Consider the following 16,732-nt stretch of genomic DNA (forward strand, 5'->3'; position numbering starts at 1 on the left):
CGCGTCGATGTCGTGTCACGTGGCCCCGGCCACCCACATAAGGTTCGCCCACACGGGTAAACCCGGCCCATGACTTCGATGATCACCGCCGGTTCCGCTGCGCGCCGGGCCGGTCCGCGGGCGCTCACGGTCGGCGTCGAGGAGGAGTTCCTGCTGGTCGATCCGGTCACCGGCCGGAATCTCCCGGTGGGCGATCAGGTGCGGGATGCTCTTCCCGCGGAGGTACGGGCGAACAGCCGCTCCGAGTTCCGCCCCAGCATGATCGAGCTCGTCACCGGGGTCTGTACCGACGTGGAGGACGTCCGCGGGCAGCTCGTCGCCGCCCGGTTCGCCACCGCCGGCGTCGCCCGCTCGGCAGACGCCCGGCTCGTGGCGATCGGGGCCACGCCGGTCGCCGAGGCGGACCGCGGCATCCCGGCGGTTCCCCGCTTCCAGGCCATCACCGACCGGTTCGGGCCGGTGGCCCGGGACCCGGCGGTGTGCGGGCAGCACGTGCACGTCGGGGTCGACGACCGGGATCTCGCCGTCCGCGTCTGCGACTGGCTGCGCCCGTGGCTGCCGGTCATCCACGCGCTGACCGGCAACTCGCCGCTCTTCGAGGGTGCCGACACCGGGTACGCCAGCTGGCGGTCGGCGCAGCTGCTGCGCTGGCCCGGGATGGGGCCGACCCCGCATTTCGGCAGCGCCCGGGAGTACGACCGGACCGTGGCCGACCTGATCGCGACCGGCGCCGCGCTCGATCAAGGCATGATCTTCTGGTACGCCCGGCTCTCGCCCACCTATCCGACCGTCGAGGTCCGCGTCGGCGACGCCTGCACCGACGTGGACGACGCCGTCCTGGTCACGGCGCTGATCCGGGCGGCCGTCGCCACCGCGATCGCCGAGATCGAATCCGGTACGCCGGCCATCCCGCTGCCGCGGCAGGAGGAACAGCAGCAGGAGGAGGAACAACGGCCCGACGAGCAGCAGCCCGGAGAACTGCGGCAGCCCGGAGAACAGCATCAGCCCGGAGAACTGCGGCGGCCCGGCGACCTGCGGGACAGCGTCGTCGCGGCCGCGCACTGGCGGGCCGCCCGGGACGGCTGCTCCGGCGACCTCGCCGACCTGCGGACCGCCCGCCTGCGCCCGGCCTGGCAACTCATCGGCGACCTGTTCACCACTGTGGAGCCGGCCCTGCGCGCGAGCGGCGACCTCGACCTGGTCACGGCCGGCCTGGACCGGGTCCGCCGGACCGGGGACGGCGCCACCCGGCAGCGCGCGATCCTGGCGAGCACCGGCGACATCCGCGCGGTCCTCGCCACGCTGGCCGCCTGGACGTGCGCCGCGTGAACCGGCACTAGCCTTCGACGGGTGCTGATCACGACTGTCAACGCGTGGGGTGGGGCGCTCGCGGACGAGCTGCTCGCCTGGCTGCCGGCGAGCGGGGCCGACGTCGTCTGCCTGCAGGAGGTGACCCGGACGCCGGGGCTGGCCGGGTGGACCCGGTTCGCCGACGGGGAACGGTCGCTGCCGCAGCGGGCCGGCCTCTTCGACGACGTCCGCGCTGTGCTCCCCCGCCACCAGGGGATCTTCCTGGCCTCCGATTCGGGGCCGGTGCACGACGACGCGGGCGGGCGGTACCGGCAGGACTTCGGGGTCGCCACGTTCGTCAGCGAGCGGCTGCCGGTCACCGGTGTGGACTCGGCCTTCGTGCACGGCTCGTTCACCGACCACGAGGAGTGGACGATCGCCGACCGTCCCCGTGCGGCCCTCGCGGTCCGGGTGGCGGATCGCGGCGGTGGCCGGGCCGTCTGGGTGGCGCACGTCCACGGCCTGCGCGACCCGGCCGGCAAGGGCGACACCCCGTCCCGTAAGCGCCAGGCCACCGTGCTCGCCGACCTGGTGACCCGGATCCGCGGCCCGCGCGACCTGGTCGTACTCGGCGGCGACCTCAACCTGCTGCCGGGCAGCGAGACCTTCGCGATCCTGGCCGCGGCGGGACTCACCGACCTGGTGGGCGACGCCGGCACCCGCACGTCGCACTATCCCAAGCCGGTGCGGCACGCGAGTTATCTGCTCGTCTCCGACGTGTCGGCGGTGAAGGACTTCACGATCCTGGCGACGCCCGAGGTCTCCGACCACCGGGCCCTCGTTCTCGAAATCTGAACGGTTTTGGTGCTAGAAACCACATGTCGGTAACAATGAGATCCTGCGTACTGATATCGGCGAGCATCGACCGAACGGTCCTACTATTCTCGCGATCGTGCCTACCGATGCTCTCCCCCAGCCTCCGGAATTCGAAGCAGTCGAGACGTGGGCGGGCGCCGGGCGGGTGATACGCGCCGGCGAACCGGAACTTGCCTCCTGGCAACTGCCAGCACAGCAGAAGGCAGCACTCGTCACGAGCGGCGTGCCGATCATCGACGGTCTCGTCGATGTCGTGTCGTTCCAGGTCAAACCGACGATGTACCAGCTGGCGCAGGCCGGCGGCCAGGACCGCATCTTCGGGGCCGCGACGGCGACCGGCGCGGTCGTCGAGCATTCCACCGAAGCGGGGATGCGGTTCGTCAACTCGTCGATTGTGCATTGGCTGTGGTCGCTGCATCTGGTGGGCAGCTGGGTGGCCGGTTCAGCCGCCCTGGCGCGGTGGGACGAGTCGCCGGAGGCCGAGGAGCAGACGTTCGCGGAAATCGCGGCGCTGCTCGAGCAGATCCGTGAGCTGGACCCGCCGGCCGTCGGCGACGGGTCCCACGACGACCATTTCTGGCCGGCTGTCCTGGATCGATGGCTGTATTAGGGCGGCGAATCAGAAGACCCTGATGGCAGCCTCGGCCGGTGCGGCCAGCAGCGTCTCGATCTCGTCGTCCAGGCGGACCAGGGTGATCGACGCGCCGGCCATGTCGAGCGACGTGCAGTACTCGTTGACGTACGAGCGCCCGATCGTGATGCCCCGGTCGGCGAGACGGCGATGCGCCTGGCGGTAGAGGAGGTAGAGCTCGCTGACCGGCGTACCACCGAGCCCGTTGATCATCAAAGCGACCCGGTCACCGGACCGGTAGGGCAGGTCCGGGACGATCGCGTCGAGCAGGTCGTCGACGATGGCGTCCGCCGATGCGAGAGGCCGCCGCTCCCGGCCCGGCTCACCGTGGATGCCGACGCCGAACTCCATCTCCTCGGCGCCCAGCTCGAACAGCGGGGAGCCCTTCGCCGGAGGCGTGCAGGCGGTCAGCGCCACTCCCATGGTCCGGGTGACGTCGTTGACGTGCCGCCCGATCCGGAGCAGCTCGTCCATCCCGGCGCCCTGCTCGGAGGCCGCGCCCACCGTCTTGATGACGAAGAAGTTGCCGGCCACGCCGCGCCGGCCGACCGTGTAGAGCGAGTCCTGCACCGCCACGTCGTCGTTGATCGTGAGGATCTCGCAGCGCACGCCGTCCGCCTCGGCCATCTCCCTGCCCATGTCGAACGCCATCCGGTCGCCGGTGTAGTTGTTCACCAGCAGCAGCACCCCCTGCGGTGAGGAGAGCAGCTTCGCGGTCTCGTAGACGTAGTCCATCGGTGGCGCGGCGAAGACGTCGCCGGGGCAGGCCGCGTCGAGCATCCCCCGCCCGACCGCCATGACGTGCGCGGGCTCGTGCCCGGAGCCGGAGCCCTGCACTATCGACACCTTGTCCGCCGACGGCGCGTCCGCCCGCATGATCAGGTTGTAGGCCGGGACGTACCGGAGGGTTCCGGGATTGGCGAGGGCGATGCCCTCCAGCATCTCCGGGACGAAACTCTTCGGATCGTTCACGAACTTCTTCACGACGCCACTCCTCGACTCTGCCAGGTCTCGCTGACGCTTTCGGCGAGCACGGCGACCGCTACGGCGCCGGCATCGGCCGAACCTCTGCTGCGCTCGCCCGTATAGGACGCGCGCCCCCGTTTCGCGACCATTCCGACGGTGGCGCCGGCCGCTTCCCGCGCGGTTCCGGCCGCCGCCCGGATCGCCTCCGCCGCCGTCGCCCCGCCGGCCAGCTCCGTTTCCAGGCGATCGGTGAGTGGCACGAGCGCATCCAGCAGCGTCTTGTCGCCGACATCGGATTGCCCGCGCGCCTTGATGCCCTCGGCGGCGGCGCGCAGCATGGCGACGACGCCTTTCTCCGCCGCGCCGCCGGCCCGCAGGAACGCGGTTCCCCAGATCGGGCCGGACGTGCCGCCGATCCGGGAGGCGAGCACCATTCCGGTGCGTTTGAGGAACGCGCCGTCGCTCGACCGGTCCAGGTCCTCCCAGCCGTCGAGGAGTCTCTCGAAACCGCGGGCCAGCGAGTAGCCGAAATCGCCGTCGCCGACGACCGAATCCAGGTCGCCGAAGTACCTCTCGTTCGCGATCGCGGTCTCGGCGATCGTCCGGACCACCAGTTCGGTCTCGGTGATGCTCATCGCGGTCCTTCCAGGCAGGCGCGCAGGTCGTCGAGGGTGAGGAAGTCGCCGGGCTTCGCGGCGCCCCGGTTGGCCAGGACCTCGACGGGCGGCCGGCCCGGGTCGCCGAGTTCGTCGACCACGAGGATCGCGTCGGCGAAATCCTCGTCGCGGGTGTAGCCGTTGACGGTCACGAGACAGCGCATTCCGGCGGCGGTCGCGGCTTTCAGGCCGTTCCCGGAGTCCTCGACGACGAGGGTGTCCGCCTTGTCCAGGCCGAGCCGGTCGGCGGTCAGCTCGTAAACGGCCGGATCGGGTTTCTTGGCCGGGACGACGTCACCGGCGAAGACCGGGATCCGCTCGGCCGTCGCGGCGCCGACCGCGTTCTCCAGAACGGCGCGCACCGATTCCTCCGCCGACGTCGAGGCGACCGCGACGGTCCAGCCGGCGTCGAGGGCTTCCGGGATCAGCCGGGCGATTCCGGGCCGGGGCGGGATGCGTCCTTCGGCGACCAATCTGCGGAATGCGGCGGTCTTGGCCCGGTGCCAGATCAGGAGCTTCCCGGTACGGTCACCGTCCCGCACGATCCCGTCCTCGAACAGCGTCGCCATCCGTTCTTTCCCGCCGCCGATCCGCAGCTTCTCGCCGTATTCCTGCTCGCTCCACCGCACCGGCAGCCCGAACTGCTCGAAGGTGGCGTTGAAAGCCGGCAGATGGCCGTACCGCTCGGTGTCGGCCAGCACCCCGTCGCAGTCGAAGACGAGCGCGGTCACCAGGCACGCCCCGATCCTCCGAAGAGGCGGATGTGCCGGCGCGCCATCTCCAGGACGGCGGTCCGCTGGTGCCGGAACAGCGCCGGTGGATCCCACGTGCCGCGCTCCTCGGCCTGCCGCAGATGCTCCAGGCCGGACTTCATGAAGCTCTCCTTGAGCGCCGTCGAGATGTTGACCTTGGCGCAGCCGCGGGCGATCAGGTCGGTGAACTGCTCGTCGGAGAGCCCGGTCCCGCCGTGCAGGGCCATCGGGATCCCGGTCGCCGCCACCAGGTCGCTGACCCGCTGGGCGTCCAGCGACGGCGTACGCCGGTACTGCCCGTGCGCGTTGCCGATGGCCGGAGCGAAACAGTCCACCCCGGTGTTCTTGATGAAGTCGATCGCGACCTCGAGGTCCTGGACCGCCGGCGCCTCGTCCGACCCGAGATCGTCCTCGACGCCCTGGATCCCCTCGATCTCCCCCTCGACGTGCGCGCCCGTCCGCCGGGCCTCGGCGACCACGTCCATCGTCTGCCGCATGTTCTCGGCGACGTCGAGCTCATGGGCGTCGAAGAGCACCGAGTTCCAGCCTCCGGCGAGACAATCAGAGATGACGGTACGGTCGGGGCAGTGATCCAGATGCAGGGTGACCGGCACCCCGGCGGCCCTGATCATGGCGTGGACGATCGAGAAGAGCTCGCTCCGCCCGTACATCCGAACGGTCTTGACCGACGTCTGCAGAATCACCGGCGCCTGTTCCTCGGTGGCCGCGGCCAGGACCGCCTCGATGCTCAGATCGTTGACGATGTTGAAGGCGGCGACGCCGTAACCGCCGGCCAGCGCGCGGTCGAGGATCTCCTTCATGGATACGACGGGCATGTGCCCAGTGAATCCATGGCCGCCGCTGCCGCGGTATGGGGAGAACTCCCTATGCGATCCATCCGTTGTCGAGGGCGGTGACCACGGCGGCCGTCCGGTTCGACGTCCCGGTCTTCCGCATGATCGCGCCGACGTGCTTGTCGACGGTCTTCGGGGAGAGGCCGAGCCGGTTGGCGATCTCCCGATAGGTGAGTCCGTGTCTGAGTAGTAATAGGACGTCGCGCTCGCGATGCGTCAGGAGAGTTCGTCCTGATTCATCATTGCTCAGTGGGGCGGCGAGCCTCCCCGACCGGACGATCGCGGCCGCCGCTGCCTGGGTGAGCGCCTCCAGCTCGTCGAGATCCCGGACCGTGCGATCGTCCGGCGCGAAGATCACGCTGACCGCGATCACCTCGCCGCGCCACCAGATCGGCACTGCCGCCGCCGCGCCGCGCCGTGCCGGATCGTCGCCGGCGAGATGACCGGACCGCAACTGGCTGTACTCCGGGATCACCACCGGCCGGCGGCACCCGAACGCCCGGCCGGTCGCGCCCTCGTCGAGCGGGAACGAGTCGCCGAGCCGGCAGAACGCGCCGTACTCCGCCGCCTTCGTGTATCGACCGGCGTGCGCGTCGACGAGCGACACGCTGCCCGCGGCCGAGCCGGTGAGGCGCGCGGTGTGCCGCAGCAGCCGGCGCAGCACGACCTCCAGCCGGCGGTCGCCGTAGACGTCGGCCACCGCGTCGGCAAGCCGGAACCCGGTCACAGCCTCGAACATAAGTCCCGCTTGCCGGGACCGGAAACGGTCGCGGTTAGGATTCCGCAGATGACGAACGCGTTGGGGCCGCTCAAGCTGTACGCCGGACTGGCCGTGGTCTTCTTCGGCCTGCTGCCGGCGACGATGGTGACCCTGCTGGTCGTCCAGGGCAAGACGCCGTCATCGGTCGGATTCCTGCTGATCGGCGGCATCCCGCTGGTCCTGGCCGCGCTGGTGAGCGCGATCCGCGGGATGACCGGCGGCGAGAACGAGGAGTCGGCCCGCCGCCTCTACCTGAGCCTGATGCTGGTCGCCGGAGCGGATCTGCTGCTGCTCGGTGGAAACGCGCTGCTGCGGATGTAGGAGTGTGGGATGACGACGACGGACGAACTGCTCGCCGAACTCGCCGGGCTGGCCGACCCCAGGTTCCTCGAGGTGAACCGCCGGCACGGCGATGACCACGCCGTGAACCTGGGCGCCCTGCGTACCGTGGCGAAGCGGTTGAAGACGCAGCCGGATCTCGCCCGGGAGCTCTGGGCCACCGACGACTCCGCCGCTCGCCTGCTGGCCCTGCTGATCTGCAAGCCGCGGCAGTTCGACGCCGGTGAGCTGGACGCCATGCTGCGCGCCTCGCGGACGCCGAAGGTGCAGGACTGGCTGGTCAACTACGTGGTGAAGAAGAGCCCGCACGCCGAGCAGCTGCGACGGTCCTGGCTGACCGATCCTGATCCGGTCGTGGCGAGCGCGGGCTGGGCCCTCACCACCGAACGCGTGGCGAAGAAGCCCGACGGCCTCGACCTCGCCGGGCTGCTCGACGTCATCGAGGCCGGGATGAAGGACGCGCCCGACCGGCTGCAGTGGGCCATGAACCACACCCTGGCCCAGATCGGCATCACGCACGCCGTGCACCGCGACCGGGCCATCGCCATCGGCGAACGACTCGAAGTGCTGAAGGACTACCCGACGCCGCCCGGCTGCACGTCGCCGTACGCCCCGATCTGGATCACCGAGATGGTCGGCCGCCGGAACGACTGAGCGGTCCATATAACGCTTGGCGTCATATGTCGGCTGAGGTAGTGTCGCTCGCCATGCAGGAGCCGACGTTTCTGATCCTCACCGCGCTCGCCACCGAACCCACCCATGGGTACGGCGTGATCCGCGCCGTCGAGCAGCTGTCCGAGGGCGAGGTCGTGCTGCGGCCCGGCACCCTGTACGGCGCGCTCGACCGGCTCACCGAGCAGGGCCTCATCGAGATCGACCACGAGGAGGCGGTCGACGGGCGGCTCCGGCGCTACTACCGGCTCACCGAGTCCGGGGCGGCGGCCCTGACCGCGCAGGTGCGGCGGCTGCGGCGCAACGCCGACGTGGCCGCCACCCGGCTGCGGCTCGCGTTCGGGGGTGGGCTGTGACCACCCGCGACGAACGGCGCTACCGGCGGCTGCTCTGGGCCTACCCCCGGTCGTACCGGGACCACCGCGGTGCCGAGATCCTCACCACCCTGCTGGACATGGCCGAGGACGGTCACCGGCCCGGCGTCCACCTGGTCCTCGCCGGCCTGCGGGAGCGTTTCCGGCTGCCCGCCCGGCGTCCCCTCGTCGCGGTGGCCGCCCTGCTCGCCGCCGCCGTGCTGGGTGGCTTCGGCGCTGCGGCGGGGACCTGGGTCGCCTGGCGGACGGCGGCGGCCGTCCCGTTCGACCGGGAGATGCAGGCCCTCAACGCCGCGCTCACCGGGATTCCCGGCGACGCTCCCCTCTACCACGAGACGTCGGCGCAGCAGGGTCCGAGCGTCGCGGTCCAGGCCGACGGCACCACCGACTGGTCGGCCTGGCGGGTCCGCGACGGGCTGACCGGCGCCGGGTGGCGGATCACGTCGTTCCGGGAAGCGGAGAGCCGCGTCATCCCCCGCGAGGACATGACCACCAGCGTCCCGGTCGAGCACGGCATGTGGACGGCGACCAGCGGTGGGCTGAAGTTGTACGGCGACGCCCGGGTCCTCGTCGGCTCCCCCTTCACCGACCCGGCAAGCTTCACCATCAGGGTGTGGCCGGTCGAGCCCGCCGTGCTGCGGCCGCTGACCGTCGCCGGGACCGTCGCCGGCCTGCTCACCGGCTGGCTGCTGGTGGCCGCGGTCGCCCGCCGCCGGCTCGCGGCGGGCCTGGTCCCGGCGGTCCTGGTCACCGCCGGTCTCGCCGCCGCCACGCTGCCGGCCTACCGGTTCTACCGCGAGGCGTTCGCGGTGCTGACCTATGCGCACGGCTCGCCGGACCCGCGCATCACGGCCGGCCCGCCCTTCGCGACGCCGATGCTCACGCTGATCGGCACGGTCGCCGGCCTGCTCGCCATCAGCGCCGCCGTGATCGTGGCGCGACGCCGGCCGGCGGTGCCAGCCGGATGATCCCGGCGATCCGGGCGGGCTCGACCGCGGCGTCGCTCAGGCCGGTTCGGGGACGGCGCCGGGCTCGACCGCGGGCTCCGGGGCCGGTTCTGCCGGGGCCGGCGGGAGCGGATCCGGGTTGTCCGGTGAGAGTTCGCCGGGGTCGTCCGGGATGGGCGCTCCCGGGTCGAGCGGCGGGTACTTGTCAGGGTCGGGCATCCTCTTCCCCCTCATCACTAGATCAACTCACCTACCCGCTCGGCTGAACCGCAAACCGAATCCGCACATTTCCGGCGTTTCACCGGCACGATGGCGGGCGTGGCAGGCCTGACGATCGACGAGTTCAGCGAGTGGAACACCCAGCGGCTGGCACGCTCCGCGGTGAGCCGCCGCACGCTGCTGAAAACTGCGGCGGCCGGATACGCCTACACCCAGTTCCACCTGGCGAGCGCGGCGTTCGCGGCGGGCGGCGGCGTCGAGGGGCCGGCCGGGGTGGTCGTCTCCGGGCGGCATCTGTCGTTCGTACCGGATCCGGACGGCGCGCTGCGACCGGCCATGGCCCTCACCGCGCAACTGGTGAGCAAGACCGGCTCGCTGCCCGCGAAACTGCGCGCCTTCGTCGACGTCGGTTCGGCGCCCGGCCGGTACGGAACCCGTTTCGCCGCCGACATCCGGCACCTGACCGGGCAGTACGCGATCCCGGGCGGCCCGATCGGCAGTCAGTTCTATCTGAAGGCGGTCGTCGACAAACTGCTGCCCGCGACGGTCTACTACTACCGGGTGCGGCTCTCCGACGGCACGGTCAGCGGCGAGGCCCACTTCTCCACGGCGCCGGCCAAGGGGTCGCTGAAACCGTTCACCTTCACCGCGTTCGCCGACGTCGGCACGAACACCGCGCCCGCCGACCCGAAGTTCGCCTGGCACCGGAATCCGGCCTCGGTGACGGCCGCGGGCGGCACCTGGCCGGCCGGCGTCTTCGACAACAACTCCTACCTGCCGGACGATCCGGTCGCGGGACTGCACGGCACCGACAAACGGCCGGCCCTCACCCAGACGATGCTGCTCGCCACTCAGCAGCCGGTCTTCACGCTCCTCGCCGGCGACATCTGCTACGCCAATCCGTCCGGGTCGGGACTACCGGCCGACGACACCACCGCGCTGACCAGGATCGCTCCGAAAGGCAAGAACCTCTTCAATCCGTACGTCTGGGATGTGTTCCTGAATCAGATCGAGCCCTTGGCGTCCTCCACACCGTGGATGTTCGCGACCGGCAACCACGACATGGAACCGATCTACGGCAACACGCGGTTCCTCGGCGACAGCCCCGCGCACGGGTACGGCGGCCTGCTGGAACGGCTCGACTTCCCGACGAACGGGCCGCACACCTGCCCGTCGGTCTACCGGTTCGCCTACGGCAACGTCGGGCTGATCTCGCTCGACGCCAACGAGCTGTCGTCGGAACTGCACACGAACGCCGGCTACTCGAACGGCGCCCAGGTCGGCTGGCTCAGACGGTCACTGAAGGCGTGGCGGGCCGACCCGGCGATCGATTTCATCGTCGTCTTCCTGCACCACTGCGCGTACGCGACGTCGGACAACCACGCCTCCGACGGCGGGGTACGCGACGCGCTCGACCCGCTGTTCAGCGAACACCAGGTCGACCTGGTCATCCAGGGCCACAATCATCTGCTGGAACGCACCGACCCGATCCGGTACGGCAGACGCACCCGTGCGGCGCCCGACGGTTCCACCATCGCGCCGGCGACCGACGGGGTCACGTACATCTGCGTGGGCTCCGGAGGCCGCCCGCGCTACCCGTTCCGCCGGGCGCCGGGCAAGGCGGCCCCCGCGCCGGCCGGTGTGAAGGTCGAGGGCGCGCAGCTGCTGCCGGCCGGTCAGCGGTACCGCGGATACCGGCCGCCGCCCGGCGAGAACACCACGACGACCATCGTGAACAGCTACTACTGGTCGGCGGAGAAACGAGTGGTCAAACCGGCCGGCCACCCGACCGGCATCCGTGTCCCGGAGACGGTCGACTGGTCCCAGGTCCGCTACGACGCCTACGCCTTCATCGCCGTCGACGTCACCCCGGCCGCCCGGGGCGCCCGCACGTCCATGACGATCCGCAGCCTCGCCGACGCCCTGCCCGGCACCCGCCAACCCTTCACCGAGATCGACCGCATCACCCTGACCCGGGTCGCCGGCACCTAGGGGTTCGCGGGCGCTGCGGGGTTCGCGGGCGCCAGCACGATGTCGAAACGGACCTGGGACCAGGGCCGGCCGCCCAGGTCGCGGCCGTCGGGAGTGGGCCGGTCCGGCGGGCGGCGGGCGAAGTCCTTGACCAGTGAATCGCGGACGCCGAAGACGCTGTCGCTGTCCAGCAGGGCGTCGCCCCGGACGAAGATGTGGGTGACCAGGGTGCGCAGGCCGGGCGCGGTGACCAGGAAGTGCAGGTGTGAGGCCCGCATCGGGGAGCGGCCGGTCGCCGCGAGGAGGCGGCCCACCGGTCCGTCGTGCGGGATCGGGTACGGCGTCGGCGTGATCGCCCAGAAGCGGAATCCGCCCGCCGCGTCGGTGACCAGGTGGCCGCGGGCGGCCACCCGGTCGTCGCCGTACTGCACGTCGTAGAAGCCGTCGTCGTCGGCCTCCCACACCTCGATGCGCGCGCCCGCGACCGGATTCCCGGCCGTGTCGGTCACCGTTCCGGACACCCAGCACGGTTCGCCGGCCGCGCCGCCGGCGATGTCGCCGCCGAGCGGGATCGCCGGGGAGCCGTCGGTGAAGAACGGGCCGAAGACCGTCGCCTCGGTGGCGTCGCCGTACGCCTCGTTGTTGACGGTGACGGTCTGCATCGACGCGCCGAGCACGTCGGAGAGCAGGATGAACTCCTGCCGCCGCTCGTCGGTGACGTGCCCGGCCTCGGTGAGGAACGCGATCGCCTGCTGCCACTCCCGCTCGGTGAGCCGCACCTCGCGGACGAAGTCGTGCAGGTGCCGGGTCAGCGACCGCATCACCTCGCGCAGCCGCGGATCCGGAGTGGCGTCGAAGGAGGCGACGACCCGCTCGGTCAGCCGCGCCTCGCGGTGCTGTTGCTCGGTGCTCATCGTGGATCCTCCCCGGACCAGGCGCGGCGCAGCAGAGCGGTGAGATTCGCGGCGGTGACCGGGACCGGGTTGCCGGGCGGCACCGCCGGGAGAACGGCGTCGACGACCGCCGGAACGGCCTCTTCGGCGAGCCCGAGGCTCCTCAGCGAGCGCGGGGCGCCGATCGCGCCGTACAGATCGAGCAGTCCGGTCAGCGCCGAGGCCGCGCCGAACGCCTGCGCCAGGCGGTCGGTCACCGCCGGCGCGTTCAGGGCCAGAACGTACGGGAGGACCACCGCGTGCGTCTGCGCGTGTGGCAGGTTGTACATGCCGCCGAGCGCGTGACAGATCTTGTGGTGAAGCCCGGAGCCGGCCGAGGCGAACGCGACAGCGGCCAGGTGGGCGCCGAGGAGCGTCTCCTGCCGGCCCGGGAACGACGGGAGCAGCGGCAGGCCCGCGCGCAGATAGTGGATCGCCTCCAGCGCGAACGCCCGGTTGATCGGGTCGGTGCGCGGCGCCCACATCGCCTCGACCGCGTGCGCGAGAGCGTTCAGCCCGGACGCCACGGCCAGATCGCCGGGCAGCGAGCGCGTCAGCTCCGCGTCGTAGATCACCGTGCGTGGCAGCACCCGCGGGTCCGGCCCGGTGGTCTTGCGGCCGTTCTCGGTCATGCCCCAGATCGGGGTGACCTCGGAACCGGCGTAGGTGGTCGGCACCGCGACGATCGGCAGCCCGCTGGTCAGCGCGACCGCCTTGGCGAGACCGACAGCCGACCCGCCACCGACGCTGACCAGCACGTCGACACCGGCTGCCGCCGCCGCCTCGCGTGCCCGCGCGGCCACCTCGACCGGCACGTGCATCACCACCTCGGTGTGCCGGACGGCGTGCGGCAGTGACACCCCGCTGCGCTCCGAGGCGATCAGGAACGGTCGCGACCCGAAGCGGGCCACCTCGTCGGCGAGCGCGGTGACGGACCCGAACACGATCCGCTGCGGCAGCGTCTCGTGGGTGAAGCTGAGGCTCATAGGGCCACGCTACGTCCCGGGCGTCCTCAGATGGTGGACCGAACTCAGCGGAGGGAGCCGATGATGCCGGCCACCCGGCTGACGGCGGGTGAGGCGTCGGCGGCCCGGGTGGCGATCGCCAGGTCCACTGTCGGCGGACGGGTGAGTTCGATGTAGGCCACGCCCTCCAGCGCCAGGCTGCGGACCGGCTCGGGGACCAGGGCCACGCCCATGCCCGCCGCCACGAAGACGACGAGGGTGGCGGTCTCCCCCACCTCGGTGATCGGGTCGGGGTGGAACCCGGCGGCGGCGCAGGCGGCGAGGACGTGCTCGTGCATCGAGGAACGGTGACCGGAGAAGTGCATGACGAAGGGTTCGCCGCTCAGCTCGCTCAGCTCGATCGCCTCCCGGCCGGCCAGGGGATGACGGTCGGGCAGGACGGCGATCAGGCGTTCCCGGCGCAGGACCCTCTCGGTGATCTCGGGCCGCCGAAGGCCGTCCGGGCGGAGCACGACCAGGTCGTAGGTGCCGTCGAGCAGGCCGGTGAGCAGCGCCGGGCTCAGGAGCTCACCGTGCAGTTCGAGCGTCACCCCGGGCAGCCGCTCACGGACCTCCCGGGCGGCGGCGGGCAGGAGGTCGTAGGTCGCCGTACCGATGAAGCCCACCGAGACCCGGCCCGCCTGACCGGAAGCGACCAGCGCCATGTCGCTCGCCGCCCGCTCGGCGGAACCGAGGACGGCCCGGGCGTGATCGGCGAAGCGGTGACCGGATTCGGTCAGCTCGACCCGGCGGGTGGTGCGGGTGACCAGCTCGACCCCGAACTCGCGCTCGAGCTGCTTGATCTGCTGGGAGAGGGCAGGCTGGGCGATGTGCAGCCGTTCCGCGGCGCGGCCGAAGTGGCGCTCCTCGGCGAGCGCCAGGAACGAGCGGAGATGACGCAGTTCCATAAGTCCAGATTATCAATCGGCCACGATTCAGTATTGGAGTCAATCGGTGCCAGGTCATAGGTTGGGAACATGAACTCCGCGTACCTCTATGCAGCGGCCCGGACGCCGTTCGGCCGGTTCGGGGGCGCCCTCGCCGAGGTCCGGCCGGACGACCTCGCGGCGGCGGCCCTGACAGGCGTCCTCGCCAAGGCCCCCGATCTCGACCCGGCGCTGATCGGCGACGTCGTGTGGGGCTGCGCCAACCAGGCCGGCGAGGACAACCGCAACGTCGGCCGGATGGCGGTCCTGCTCGCCGGGCTGCCCGTTTCGGTGCCGGCCTCCACGGTCAACCGGCTCTGCGGCTCCTCGCTGGACGCGGCGATCTCGGCCTCCCGCACGATCGAGTCCGGCGACGCCGACGTGGTCGTCGCCGGTGGCGTCGAGTCGATGACGCGGGCGCCGTGGGTGCTGCCGAAGCCGTCCCGCGCCTACCCCGCCGGGAACGTGACGGCCGTGTCGACGACGCTCGGGTGGCGGCTGGTCAACGAGGCCATGCCGAAGGAGTGGACGGTCTCGCTGGGCGAGGCGAACGAGGCCCTCGGCGATCGGTTCGGTATCCCGCGCGAGCGGCAGGACGCCTTCGCGGCGCGGTCGCATCAGCTGGCGGACAAGGCCTGGAACGACGGCTTCTACCAGGACCTGGTGGTCCCGGTTCCGGGCGTGGATCTCGGACGGGACGAGGGCATCCGTGCCGGGTCGACGCCGGAGAAGCTGGCCGGCCTCAAGGCGTCGTTCCGCCCGGACGGGACGATCACCGCGGGGAACGCCTCCCCGCTGAACGACGGCGCGTCCGCGCTGATCATCGGATCGGAGGCCGGCGGGCGGCACGTCGGGCTCGAGCCGATCGCCAGGATCGCCGGGCGCGGTGTGCACGCCAACGCGCCGCAGGACTTCGGCTTCGCCCCCGTCGAGGCCGCTTCGCACGCGCTGAAGCGTGCCGGGATCACCTGGTCCGACGTCAGCGCCGTCGAGCTCAACGAGGCCTTCGCCGTCCAGTCGATCGCCTGCGTCGACGCCTGGGGCATCGATCCGGAGATCGTCAACGCCCGCGGCGGGGCGATCGCCATCGGTCATCCGCTCGGCGCCTCGGGCGGCCGCATCCTCGGCACCCTCGCGGCCCGGCTGCGCGAGACCGGCGGGCGGTACGGCGTGGCAGCCATCTGCATCGGCGTGGGCCAGGCCCTCGCCGTCGTCCTGGAGAACGTGACGGCATGACCTTCTCCATCTGTGACAGCGCCCTGGAAGCCGTCGCCGGCATCGCCGACGGCTCCACGGTCCTGATCGGCGGGTTCGGCATGGCCGGCATGCCGGTGCAGTTGATCGACGCGCTCATCGAGCAGGGCGCCGGCGACCTGACAGTGGTGTCGAACAACGCCGGCAACGGCGACACCGGACTGGCCGCGCTGCTGGCCAAGGGCCGCGTCCGCAAGATGATCTGCTCGTTCCCGCGGCAGTCCGACTCGTGGGTCTTCGACGGCCTCTACCGAGCCGGGAAGATCGAGCTGGAGGTCGTGCCACAGGGCAACCTCGCCGAACGGATGCGCGCGGCGGGTGCGGGCATCGGGGCGTTCTACGGACGTACCGGCGTGGGCACCCCTCTCGCCGAAGGCAAGGAGACCCGGGAGATCGACGGCCGGACCTACGTGCTGGAGTACCCGATCAAGGGGGATGTCGCCCTGATCGGCGCCTACCGCTCGGACCGCATGGGCAACCTGGTCTACCGCAAGACCGCGCGCAACTTCGGCCCGGTCATGGCGACCGCCGCATCGTTGGTCATCGCCCAGGTACGCGAGATAGTCCCGACCGGCGACCTCGACCCCGAAGCGATCGTGACCCCGAGCATCTACGTCGATCGGGTGGTGGCGGTATGAGCCTGGACAAGCACGCCATGGCCGCGCTGGTCGCGCGGGACATCGAGCCGGGCTCCTACGTGAACCTGGGCATCGGGCAGCCCACCCTGGTCGCCGACCACCTGCCGGCCGACGCCGGGATCGTCCTGCACACCGAGAACGGCATGCTCAACATGGGTCCGGCCGCGACCGGTGACGCCGTCGACCCGGACCTCACCAACGCCGGCAAGATCCCGGTGACCGAGCTGCCCGGCTCGTCGTACTTCCACCACGCCGACTCGTTCGCGATGATGCGCGGCGGCCACCTCGACGTCTGCGTGATGGGCGCCTTCCAGGTGTCCGCCGCCGGCGACCTGGCCAACTGGCACACCGGCGCCGCCGACGCCATCCCCGCGGTCGGCGGCGCGATGGATCTGGCGGTCGGCGCCGAGAGCGTCTACGTGATGATGACGCTGTTCGCCAAGAACGGCTCGCCGAAGCTGGTTCCGGACTGCACCTATCCGCTGACCGGCCTCGGCTGCGTCGACCGCGTCTACACCGACCTGGCGACGTTCCTCATCACGCCGGGTGGGGTGGTCGTGCGGGAGACGTTCGGCATCTCCTTCGAGGAGCTGAGCGAGCGGCTCGAGGTGCCGTTGCTACGCGCGTAGGTACCGTGGTGGTCTACACCAGGGACGGCGGACGGGTGCGGC

General features: G+C 71.3%; 20 protein-coding genes. 11 read left to right on the forward strand and 9 right to left on the reverse strand.

Annotated features, from left to right (window positions below; translation table 11 throughout):
• Window positions 1–69 precede the first annotated feature (69 nt).
• The 3 genes from EP757_RS32050 to EP757_RS32060 all read left to right on the forward strand — a co-directional run bounded on the left by EP757_RS32050 (window position 70) and on the right by EP757_RS32060 (window position 2,776).
• Window positions 70–1,329 carry a YbdK family carboxylate-amine ligase gene (locus tag EP757_RS32050; RefSeq protein ID WP_127552145.1) on the forward strand — a complete coding sequence of 420 codons (1,260 nt, stop codon included), beginning with the start codon at window positions 70–72 and terminating at the stop codon, window positions 1,327–1,329.
• Window positions 1,330–1,350: 21 nt separating this feature from the next.
• The gene (locus tag EP757_RS32055) at window positions 1,351–2,145 is read left to right on the forward strand and encodes an endonuclease/exonuclease/phosphatase family protein (RefSeq protein WP_127552146.1); all 795 of its coding nucleotides are present in this window, start codon (window positions 1,351–1,353) and stop codon (window positions 2,143–2,145) included.
• Window positions 2,146–2,242: 97 nt separating this feature from the next.
• Window positions 2,243–2,776, forward strand: a complete 534-nt coding sequence (locus tag EP757_RS32060) for an SUKH-4 family immunity protein (protein ID WP_160165941.1) — start codon at window positions 2,243–2,245, stop codon at window positions 2,774–2,776.
• A gap of 9 nt (window positions 2,777–2,785) precedes the next feature.
• Here EP757_RS32060 and EP757_RS32065 read toward each other — a convergent pair whose 3' ends face one another.
• Genes EP757_RS32065 through EP757_RS43505 form a run of 5 tightly spaced genes read right to left on the reverse strand, consistent with a single transcriptional unit; the run spans window position 2,786 to window position 6,752 of the window.
• Window positions 2,786–3,781 (reverse strand): dihydroxyacetone kinase subunit DhaK, encoded by a 996-nt coding sequence (locus tag EP757_RS32065; RefSeq protein WP_127552148.1) that lies wholly within the window; start codon window positions 3,779–3,781, stop codon window positions 2,786–2,788.
• Complete coding sequence (dhaL, locus tag EP757_RS32070; RefSeq protein ID WP_127552149.1) at window positions 3,778–4,398, reverse strand: dihydroxyacetone kinase subunit DhaL; 621 nt, start codon at window positions 4,396–4,398, stop codon at window positions 3,778–3,780. Before dhaL ends, EP757_RS32065 begins: the two co-directional genes overlap by 4 nt.
• Window positions 4,395–5,150: an HAD-IA family hydrolase gene (locus EP757_RS32075; RefSeq protein ID WP_127552150.1), complete on the reverse strand. Its 756-nt coding sequence runs from the start codon at window positions 5,148–5,150 to the stop codon at window positions 4,395–4,397. Before EP757_RS32075 ends, dhaL begins: the two co-directional genes overlap by 4 nt.
• Window positions 5,147–6,007 (reverse strand): class II fructose-bisphosphate aldolase, encoded by an 861-nt coding sequence (locus tag EP757_RS32080; RefSeq protein ID WP_127552151.1) that lies wholly within the window; start codon window positions 6,005–6,007, stop codon window positions 5,147–5,149. The genes EP757_RS32075 and EP757_RS32080 overlap by 4 nt, the downstream gene beginning before the upstream one ends.
• A 49-nt stretch (window positions 6,008–6,056) precedes the next feature.
• Window positions 6,057–6,752 (reverse strand): LuxR C-terminal-related transcriptional regulator, encoded by a 696-nt coding sequence (locus EP757_RS43505; protein WP_197725426.1) that lies wholly within the window; start codon window positions 6,750–6,752, stop codon window positions 6,057–6,059.
• Between the two features lie 60 nt (window positions 6,753–6,812).
• Between EP757_RS43505 and EP757_RS32090 the strand changes: the two genes are divergently transcribed.
• From EP757_RS32090 to EP757_RS32105, 4 genes are read left to right on the forward strand one after another with little or no spacing between them, the layout of a single operon-like run.
• Entirely contained in the window at window positions 6,813–7,106 is a 294-nt protein-coding gene (locus EP757_RS32090) for a hypothetical protein (RefSeq protein WP_127552152.1), read from the forward strand.
• Window positions 7,107–7,115: 9 nt separating this feature from the next.
• On the forward strand, window positions 7,116–7,778 hold the full coding sequence (locus EP757_RS32095) for a DNA alkylation repair protein (RefSeq protein ID WP_127552153.1): 663 nt from the start codon (window positions 7,116–7,118) through the stop codon (window positions 7,776–7,778).
• A 53-nt stretch (window positions 7,779–7,831) separates the two neighbouring features.
• On the forward strand, window positions 7,832–8,152 hold the full coding sequence (locus EP757_RS32100; protein ID WP_127554536.1) for a PadR family transcriptional regulator: 321 nt from the start codon (window positions 7,832–7,834) through the stop codon (window positions 8,150–8,152).
• On the forward strand, window positions 8,149–9,138 hold the full coding sequence (locus EP757_RS32105) for a hypothetical protein (RefSeq protein WP_127552154.1): 990 nt from the start codon (window positions 8,149–8,151) through the stop codon (window positions 9,136–9,138). The genes EP757_RS32100 and EP757_RS32105 overlap by 4 nt, the downstream gene beginning before the upstream one ends.
• Before the next feature lie 36 nt (window positions 9,139–9,174).
• On the opposite strand, the gene EP757_RS43175 is transcribed toward EP757_RS32105, so the two are convergent.
• Complete coding sequence (locus EP757_RS43175; protein WP_162521012.1) at window positions 9,175–9,336, reverse strand: hypothetical protein; 162 nt, start codon at window positions 9,334–9,336, stop codon at window positions 9,175–9,177.
• 99 nt (window positions 9,337–9,435) lie between these two features.
• On the opposite strand from EP757_RS43175, the gene EP757_RS32110 reads away from it, so the two are divergent.
• On the forward strand, window positions 9,436–11,328 hold the full coding sequence (locus tag EP757_RS32110) for a metallophosphoesterase family protein (protein WP_232050107.1): 1,893 nt from the start codon (window positions 9,436–9,438) through the stop codon (window positions 11,326–11,328).
• Here the strand turns inward: EP757_RS32110 and EP757_RS32115 are convergent.
• The 3 genes from EP757_RS32115 to EP757_RS32125 are packed head-to-tail and all read right to left on the reverse strand — an operon-like array spanning window position 11,325 to window position 14,151.
• A complete protein-coding gene (locus EP757_RS32115) occupies window positions 11,325–12,221 on the reverse strand; it encodes a dioxygenase (protein WP_127552156.1) in 897 nt (298 codons plus the stop codon). The genes EP757_RS32110 and EP757_RS32115 overlap by 4 nt on opposite strands.
• A complete protein-coding gene (locus EP757_RS32120) occupies window positions 12,218–13,225 on the reverse strand; it encodes a maleylacetate reductase (protein ID WP_127552157.1) in 1,008 nt (335 codons plus the stop codon). The genes EP757_RS32115 and EP757_RS32120 overlap by 4 nt, the downstream gene beginning before the upstream one ends.
• A 44-nt stretch (window positions 13,226–13,269) precedes the next feature.
• Window positions 13,270–14,151: a LysR substrate-binding domain-containing protein gene (locus tag EP757_RS32125; protein ID WP_127552158.1), complete on the reverse strand. Its 882-nt coding sequence runs from the start codon at window positions 14,149–14,151 to the stop codon at window positions 13,270–13,272.
• A 69-nt stretch (window positions 14,152–14,220) separates the two neighbouring features.
• Between EP757_RS32125 and EP757_RS32130 the strand changes: the two genes are divergently transcribed.
• From EP757_RS32130 to EP757_RS32140, 3 genes are read left to right on the forward strand one after another with little or no spacing between them, the layout of a single operon-like run.
• Window positions 14,221–15,405: a thiolase family protein gene (locus tag EP757_RS32130; RefSeq protein WP_127552159.1), complete on the forward strand. Its 1,185-nt coding sequence runs from the start codon at window positions 14,221–14,223 to the stop codon at window positions 15,403–15,405.
• A complete protein-coding gene (locus EP757_RS32135; RefSeq protein WP_127552160.1) occupies window positions 15,402–16,061 on the forward strand; it encodes a 3-oxoacid CoA-transferase subunit A in 660 nt (219 codons plus the stop codon). The genes EP757_RS32130 and EP757_RS32135 overlap by 4 nt, the downstream gene beginning before the upstream one ends.
• Complete coding sequence (locus EP757_RS32140; protein ID WP_127552161.1) at window positions 16,058–16,690, forward strand: 3-oxoacid CoA-transferase subunit B; 633 nt, start codon at window positions 16,058–16,060, stop codon at window positions 16,688–16,690. The genes EP757_RS32135 and EP757_RS32140 overlap by 4 nt, the downstream gene beginning before the upstream one ends.
• The last annotated feature ends 42 nt before the right edge of the window (window positions 16,691–16,732 follow it).

This window comes from Actinoplanes sp. OR16 (assembly GCF_004001265.1).
Classification (GTDB): Bacteria; Actinomycetota; Actinomycetes; order Mycobacteriales; family Micromonosporaceae; genus Actinoplanes.